Raw genomic sequence first — 7,003 nt, 5'->3', positions numbered from 1 at the left:
CCGCCAGGTTCTTGAGCCGGTCCAGCGCGCCTTGCAGAATATAGGCGGCGGCCATGCGGTCGATGACCTCGGCCCGGCGCTTTCTGGACGCATCCGCCTCGATCAGATGACGTTCGACGGCCGCGGTCGACAGCCGCTCATCCCAGAAGGTCATGGGCAGATCGACATGAGCGGAAAGATTGCGCGCGAAAGCCCGCGTCGATTGGGCGCGCGGCCCTTCGCTGCCGTCGAGATTGAACGGCATGCCGATCACAAGACCGCCGACGCCCTCTTTGGCGACGATGGCGGCGATGGCCTTGGCATCGGCGGTGAACTTCGTGCGCTTGATGGTCTCATAGGGGGTGGCAATCGAGCGGGTCACGTCCGACAAGGCAAGACCCACGGTCTTGGTGCCCACGTCGAGACCGAGCAGCCGCGCGTCGCGCTGTAGCCTCGCAGGCAAGTCTTCGATAGGAAGGGGCGGTGCTGCTGTCACAGGAGCAAACTAAGGGTGAGACGATGAAGATTACGTGGTTCGGACATTCCTGCTTTCGCGTCGAGACCGGCGAGAGCCGTATCCTGATCGATCCTTTCCTGACCGGCAATGCCACGTTCGAGAATGCGGGGATTCCGGTGCGCGAGGTCGCGAAGGGGATCACGCATCTGGTCCTCACGCACGGCCACGACGACCATACCGGAGACACCGTGCCCATCCTCAAGGAGAGCGACGCTACACTCGTCGCCGTTTTCGAGCTCGCCGCTCACTTGCAGTCCAAGGGCGTGGAGAAGGCGGAGTATGCCAATACCGGCGGCACGCTGAACTTCGGCGATTTTTCCGTGACCTATGTGCCGGCGTTTCACTCGTCCTCGACGATCGTCGACGGCAAGCCTCTTTATCTGGGTGCGGCTTGCGGTGTCATCATCACGCCGAAGTCCGGCAAAACGATCTACCACATGGGCGATACCGACATTTTCTCCGACATGGGCCTGATCAACGAGATGCACCAGCCCAAGATCGGCTTCGTGCCCATCGGCGACCGCTTCACCATGGGCGCCAAGTTGGCGGCGCTCGCCTGCAAGCGTTTCTTCGAGTTCGAGACCGTGGTGCCCTGCCACTATGGGACCTTCCCGATCATCGACCAGACGGCGGACAAGTTCGTGGCGGAGATGGCCGGCAACCGGGTCCTGGTCCCCGAGGTGGGCGTGCCGTTCGAGGCTTGAGAATCCCTATAAAGGCGTGGCCACACGCCAAGTTGCCGCTCTTCCGGGGCGGTGCTACAGGGAAGCCTCAGACTTTTCAGACCCCCACCAGCCCGCTCAGATCCATGTCCGTCGACCGCGCCACAGTCCGCCGTATTGCCCGCCTTGCCCGCATCGCCATCACCGATGAGGAGGCCGCGCGGCTGGAGACGGAGCTGTCCGGCATTCTGGACTGGGTGGCGCAGCTCGACGAGCTCGACACGAGCAATGTGGCGCCCATGACGCGGGTCGAAGCCATGACCATGAAGAAGCGCAAGGACGAGGTGACCGACGGCTTCTGTGCCGACGATATCGTCAAGAACGCGCCCGCGGTGGACGATCACTATTTCGTCGTGCCGAAAATCGTCGAGTAGCGCCGTGACCGACCTGACAAATCTCACCATCGCCGAGGCCCGCAAGGGCCTGCGCGCCAAGTCCTTCTCGGCGGAAGAGTTGACGCAAGCGCATCTCGACGCAATGGAGAAGGCCAACGCGGCGCTCAACGCCTATGTGCTGCCGACACCGGAGCGCGCGCTCGAAATGGCAAGTGCGAGCGATGCAAAACTCGGCAAAGGCGAGGGCGGCGCGCTCGAAGGCATCCCGCTCGGCATCAAGGATTTGTTCTGCACCCGGGACGTGCGCACCACGGCGTGCTCGCACATTCTCGACGGCTTCACGCCCACCTACGAATCGACCGTCACCGCCAATCTTTGGGCGGAAGGCGCGGTGATGCTCGGCAAGCTCAACAATGACGAGTTCGCCATGGGCTCGTCTAACGAGACGAGCTTCTATGGCAACGTGATCAATCCCTGGCGGCGCGACGGCTCGGAGGCGCCGCTGGTGCCGGGCGGTTCCTCCGGCGGCTCCTCGGCTGCGGTCGCCGCGCGGTTGTGCTTGGGCGCCACGGCGACGGACACGGGCGGCTCGATCCGCCAGCCCGCCGCCTTCACCGGCACTGTCGGCCTCAAGCCCACCTACGGTCGCGGCTCGCGCTGGGGCATCGTGGCGTTCGCTTCCTCGCTCGATCAAGCCGGGCCGATCACGCGCACCGTGCGCGACGCCGCCATCATGCTGGGCGCCATGGCGAGCCACGACCCGAAGGACACGACCAGCGCGGATTTGCCGGTGCCCGATTTCGAGGCGGTCGTCGGCCAGGGTGTCAAAGGCCTCACCATTGGCATTCCCAAGGAGTATCGCGTCGAGGGCATGGCGCCTGAGATCGAGGCGCTGTGGCAGCAGGGCATCGCCTGGCTGAAAGAGGCCGGCGCCGAGATCAAAGAGGTGAGCCTGCCGCACACCAAATATGCGCTGCCGTCTTATTATATCGTCGCGCCGGCGGAAGCCTCGTCGAACCTCGCTCGCTATGACGGCGTGCGCTACGGCCTGCGCGAGAAGGGCTCCGACGTGATCTCCATGTATGAGAACACGCGCGAGGCGGGTTTCGGCGCCGAAGTGAAGCGGCGTATCCTAATCGGTACCTATGTGCTGTCGGCCGGCTATTACGACGCTTACTATCTCAAAGCGCAGAAGGTGCGGACCTTGATCAAGCGGGATTTCGACCAGGCTTTCGAGACCGTCGATACGATCCTGACGCCGACCACGCCGGGAGCTGCGTTCGCGGCCGGCGAGAAGTCCGGAGACCCGCTCGAAATGTATCTGAACGACATCTTCACGGTCACGGTGAACATGGCGGGGCTGCCTGGCATGTCGGTGCCGGCGGGGCTGTCGTCGGAAGGCACGCCGCTCGGCCTTCAGCTGATCGGGCGCGCCTTCGACGAAGAGACGCTATTCCGGGCAGGGCAGGTGATCGAGGATGCGGCGGCGCCGTTGTCCAAGCCGGCCGATTGGTGGAGCAAGGCGTGATGGCCGGGAACGATCGCCTGCTGGTGTCCTCGGGCAGTCCTTACGAGAAGATCGTGGGCTTCAGCCGGGCGGTGCGCGTGGGCAACCTCGTGGCGGTCAGCGGCACGACGGCGGCCTCGGGCGGTAAGCCCGTGGCGATCGGCGATCCGGAGGCGCAGACCCGCGCGATCTTCGAGACCATCGCCGAAGCACTCGACAAAGCCGGCGCGAGCCTGAAAGACGTGGTCCGCACCCGCATCTACCTGATCGACATGGCGCATTTCGAAGCGGTGAGCCGGGTTCACGGCGAGGTCTTCGGCGATATTCGTCCCGCCAACACGGCGCTTCAGGTCACCGGGTTCGTCAGTCCCGACTGGCTGGTCGAGATTGAGGCGGATGCCGTGGTGGCCGAGGCCTCAAAATAGCGAGAGACTGAACAATGGCGACCCGCGCAGCACAGAAATGCCAGTCCATGGAAGAGGTGCGGATTGAAATCGACCGCATCGATCAGGCTTTGGTGGACCTCATTTGCGAGCGCTTCGCCTATGTGGACAGGGCTTGGCAGCTCAAGAAGTCGCCGGCCGATGCACGGGTGCCGTGGCGCATCCAGCAGGTTATCGACAAGGTCAAGGCCCGGGCGGCCGAAAACGATTTGCCGCCGGAGCTGGTCGAGGCTCTTTGGCGTCAAATGATCGGCTGGTTCATCCAGTATGAAGAGGAGAAGCTCCGCACGACGGAGCCCAAGGAGTAGCGGCGGCTCATGGACGCCAAGACGGAAAAATCGAACCTGATCGAAGGTGCCACCGGCGAGTGGGAGGTGGTGATCGGCATGGAAGTCCATGCCCAGGTCACCTCCAACGCCAAGCTGTTCTCCGGCGCTTCGACGGAGTTCGGCGGCGATCCCAATTCCCATGTCAGCTTGGTCGACGCGGCCATGCCCGGCATGCTGCCCGTCATCAACGAAGTCTGCGTGGCGCAGGCGGTGCGCACAGGGCTGGGCTTGAAGGCGCAGATCAATCTCTACTCTGTGTTCGACCGGAAGAATTATTTCTATCCCGATCTACCTCAGGGCTATCAGATCAGCCAGTATAAGAACCCGATCGTGGGCGAGGGGGAGGTCATCGTCGATCTGCTCTCCGGCGAGCGTGTCATTGTCGGCATCGAGCGCCTGCATCTGGAGCAGGACGCGGGCAAGAGCCTGCACGACCAGCATCCGCAGAACTCCTATGTGGACCTCAACCGTTCGGGCGTGGCCCTGATGGAGATCGTGTCGAAGCCGGATCTCCGCTCGTCCGAGCAGGCCAAAGCCTATGTGTCGAAGCTCCGCACCATTCTGCGCTATCTCGGCACCTGCGACGGCAACATGGACGAAGGATCGTTACGCGCCGACGTGAACGTATCGGTGCGCTGCCCGGGGGACGAGCTCGGCACGCGCTGCGAGATCAAGAACGTCAATTCGATCCGCTTCATCGGCCAGGCCATCGAGTATGAAGCGCGGCGCCAGATCGAGATCCTCGAAGACGGCGGCGAGATCGTTCAAGAGACGCGGCTGTTCGACGCCAAGACCGGCGAGACGCGCTCCATGCGGTCCAAGGAAGAGGCGCACGACTATCGCTACTTCCCGGATCCGGACCTTTTGCCGCTCGAGCTGACGCAAACCTATGTGGACGAGCTGGCCGCGGACCTACCGGAGCTGCCGGATGAGAAGCGCGCGCGCTTTATCGCCGACTATGGGCTCACGCCCTACGATGCCGACGTGCTCGTGGCCGAGCGCGAGAGCGTCGATTATTTCGAGGCGGTGGCGGCGGGCCGCGACGCCAAGCAGGCGGCGAACTGGGTCATCAACGAGTTGTTCGGCCGTCTCAACAAGGAAGGCCTGACCATCCTCGACAGCCCGATCTCCGCGGATCAGCTCGGCGGTATCGTCGATCTCATCAAGGAAGGCACCATCTCCGGCAAGATCGCCAAGGACGTATTCGACATCGCGTGGACCGAAGGCGGCGACCCGGCCGGGATCGTCGAGGCGCGCGGGTTGAACCAGGTCACCGATGTCGGCGCCATCGAGAAAACAGTCGATGAGGTTATCGCCGCGAACCCGGAGAAGGTCGAGCAGGCCAAGGAGAAGCCCGCGTTGATCGGCTGGTTCGTCGGTCAGGTGATGAAAGCGACCGGCGGCAAAGCGAGCCCCCAGGCCGTCAACGAACTGCTCAAGTCGAAGCTTGGCATCGAGTAGGCGCGTCTTGCGCAGTATCCCGGCATGACCAAAGCCATCCGCGTTCACGAGTACGGCGGCCCCGAAGTCCTCAAATGGGAGGAGGTCGAGGTTGACGAGCCGGGTCCGGGCGAGGTGCGCATCAAGCAGACGGCCATTGGCCTCAACTTCATCGACGTCTACGGGCGCACCGGGCTCTATCCGCAAGACGAGCTGCCCTTCATCCCGGGCATGGAAGGCGCCGGCGTCGTTACAGCCGTGGGCGAGGGCGTGCGGGACTTGAAGGTCGGGCGCCGCGTGGCCTACGCGGGCCCGGTCGGCGCTTACGCCGAAGAGCGGCTGATCGCGGCCGACCGCGTGGTGCGCATTCCCGAGGGCGTGGACGACGAGACGGCGGCGGCCGTCATGCTGAAAGGCATGACCGCGCAATATCTCCTACGCCGGACCTACAAGGTCGGCCCAGAGACGACGCTGCTGTTTCATGCGGCGGCGGGCGGCGTGGGCATGATCGCCTGCCAGTGGGCGGCGTCGCTCGGCGCTACGGTGATCGGCACGGTCGGCTCGTCCGGCAAGGCGCTGATCGCGCGCTCGCACGGCTGCACCCATGTGATCAACTACCGGGAAGAAGACGTGGTCGCCAAGGTGAAGGACTACACCAAGGGCGAGGGCGTCGACGTGGTCTACGATTCCATCGGCAAGGACACGTTCCCGATGTCGCTCGACTGCCTGAAGAGGCGGGGCATGTGGGTCAGCTTCGGCCAGGCGTCGGGGCCGGTGCCGGAGTTCCGGATCAATCTTTTGGCGCAGAAGGGCTCGCTGTTCACGACGCGGCCCGCGCTCGGTGACTACATCTCAACGCGGAAAGAGCTGGTCTCCACCGCCAACGATCTGTTCGGCGTCATCGCCAAGGGCAAGGTCAAGATCGCCGTCAATCAGACCTATTCGCTCAGCGACGCAGAACGCGCGCATCGCGAGCTCGAAGGACGGCTCACCACGGGATCGACGCTGCTCATTCCGTAGGACGCGCGAAGTTTTTTCTTCCGCCAAGTTTCGCCGTGGTTATCGGCGTGTGACCAGCGATGGTCAAAGAAGTCTTGCCAAACGCCGATGTTAAGGTTTGAGCCGCGCAGACGCGCGCGCAAACGCTTGCAATGTAAACCTAAGTTACCGCGCATTTTATCTTTCCTGATTTTGCGTTCACCACGACGATTCAGACCTTGTTGAAAGTGCTGGCCGATGATCTCCCCAGGTTTGAAGTGAACGACACGCGCCGAACCTTGCGAGGGAAAAAGCAGGTTCGTCAGCGGTTCAAAGAGGGTCAACAGGGGGACGTATTATGGCTCGACTGGATATGGCGACGGGGATTACGGGCTACATGGAGCTGGCGGCGCAAACAGGGGCGCCCGATGCTCTCTTCGAGCTGGGGATGCTTTACGCCACCGGCCGCGACGTGGATGCGGATCTCGTGACCGCGCATAAATGGTTCAACCTCGCCGCGGCGCGGGGCAATGCTTCGGCGCTGACCTATCGCGTCGAGCTCGCTCGGGAGATGACGGCGGATCAGGTCGCCGAGGCGCAACGCCAAGCACGCGAGTGGATCCAGACCCACTAGGGTCAGACTCCAAGTTTTTGAACTTTCAGGATCAGGGGAGGGGGCGCTGGGCGATCAGCCTGGCGCCCTCACTCGTTTCCGCTGCAATCGCGGAACAGAGAGAGCATGCAGTCATAGCT

At 63.3% G+C, this 7,003-nt stretch carries 9 protein-coding genes; 8 read left to right on the top strand and 1 reads right to left on the bottom strand.

Annotated features, from left to right (window positions below; all coding sequences use genetic code 11):
• On the bottom strand, positions 1 to 442 hold a 442-nt coding region (gene ruvX / locus ACSLE4_RS14340), incomplete at its 3' end, for a Holliday junction resolvase RuvX (protein ID WP_435905107.1).
• A 56-nt stretch (positions 443 to 498) separates the two neighbouring features.
• Here ruvX and ACSLE4_RS14335 point away from each other — a divergent pair.
• The 8 genes from ACSLE4_RS14335 (at position 499) to ACSLE4_RS14300 (ending at position 6,884) form a co-directional block, all read left to right on the top strand.
• Positions 499 to 1,200: a metal-dependent hydrolase gene (locus ACSLE4_RS14335; RefSeq protein WP_435905106.1), complete on the top strand. Its 702-nt coding sequence runs from the start codon at positions 499 to 501 to the stop codon at positions 1,198 to 1,200.
• 104 nt (positions 1,201 to 1,304) lie between these two features.
• Entirely contained in the window at positions 1,305 to 1,592 is a 288-nt protein-coding gene (gene gatC / locus ACSLE4_RS14330) for an Asp-tRNA(Asn)/Glu-tRNA(Gln) amidotransferase subunit GatC (RefSeq protein WP_435905105.1), read from the top strand.
• 4 nt (positions 1,593 to 1,596) lie between these two features.
• Positions 1,597 to 3,081 (top strand): Asp-tRNA(Asn)/Glu-tRNA(Gln) amidotransferase subunit GatA, encoded by a 1,485-nt coding sequence (gene gatA / locus ACSLE4_RS14325; protein ID WP_435905104.1) that lies wholly within the window; start codon positions 1,597 to 1,599, stop codon positions 3,079 to 3,081.
• Entirely contained in the window at positions 3,081 to 3,485 is a 405-nt protein-coding gene (locus ACSLE4_RS14320; protein WP_435905103.1) for a RidA family protein, read from the top strand. The genes gatA and ACSLE4_RS14320 overlap by 1 nt, the downstream gene beginning before the upstream one ends.
• A 14-nt stretch (positions 3,486 to 3,499) precedes the next feature.
• On the top strand, positions 3,500 to 3,811 hold the full coding sequence (locus tag ACSLE4_RS14315) for a chorismate mutase (RefSeq protein ID WP_069624239.1): 312 nt from the start codon (positions 3,500 to 3,502) through the stop codon (positions 3,809 to 3,811).
• A 9-nt stretch (positions 3,812 to 3,820) separates the two neighbouring features.
• Complete coding sequence (gatB, locus tag ACSLE4_RS14310; RefSeq protein ID WP_435905102.1) at positions 3,821 to 5,293, top strand: Asp-tRNA(Asn)/Glu-tRNA(Gln) amidotransferase subunit GatB; 1,473 nt, start codon at positions 3,821 to 3,823, stop codon at positions 5,291 to 5,293.
• A gap of 24 nt (positions 5,294 to 5,317) precedes the next feature.
• Positions 5,318 to 6,292 carry a quinone oxidoreductase family protein gene (locus ACSLE4_RS14305; protein ID WP_435905101.1) on the top strand — a complete coding sequence of 325 codons (975 nt, stop codon included), beginning with the start codon at positions 5,318 to 5,320 and terminating at the stop codon, positions 6,290 to 6,292.
• 316 nt (positions 6,293 to 6,608) lie between these two features.
• Positions 6,609 to 6,884, top strand: a complete 276-nt coding sequence (locus tag ACSLE4_RS14300; RefSeq protein WP_435905100.1) for a hypothetical protein — start codon at positions 6,609 to 6,611, stop codon at positions 6,882 to 6,884.
• Positions 6,885 to 7,003: the final 119 nt, after the last annotated feature.

Source organism: Methyloceanibacter sp., assembly GCF_051306395.1.
Taxonomy (GTDB): Bacteria; Pseudomonadota; Alphaproteobacteria; order Rhizobiales; family Methyloligellaceae; genus Methyloceanibacter.
Note: the sequence above shows the minus strand (reverse complement) of the source record. Positions and strands in the feature narration are given on the sequence as shown.

Excerpts from the sequence above, each read along its gene's own strand:
- ACSLE4_RS14335 (WP_435905106.1), top strand. The coding sequence starts at position 499 with ATGAAGATTACGTGGTTCGGACATTCCTGCTTTCGCGTCGAGACCGGC.
- gatC (WP_435905105.1), top strand. The coding sequence starts at position 1,305 with ATGTCCGTCGACCGCGCCACAGTCCGCCGTATTGCCCGCCTTGCCCGC.
- ACSLE4_RS14320 (WP_435905103.1), top strand. The coding sequence starts at position 3,081 with ATGGCCGGGAACGATCGCCTGCTGGTGTCCTCGGGCAGTCCTTACGAG.
- ACSLE4_RS14315 (WP_069624239.1), top strand. The coding sequence starts at position 3,500 with ATGGCGACCCGCGCAGCACAGAAATGCCAGTCCATGGAAGAGGTGCGG.
- gatB (WP_435905102.1), top strand. The coding sequence starts at position 3,821 with ATGGACGCCAAGACGGAAAAATCGAACCTGATCGAAGGTGCCACCGGC.
- ACSLE4_RS14305 (WP_435905101.1), top strand. The coding sequence starts at position 5,318 with ATGACCAAAGCCATCCGCGTTCACGAGTACGGCGGCCCCGAAGTCCTC.
- ACSLE4_RS14300 (WP_435905100.1), top strand. The coding sequence starts at position 6,609 with ATGGCTCGACTGGATATGGCGACGGGGATTACGGGCTACATGGAGCTG.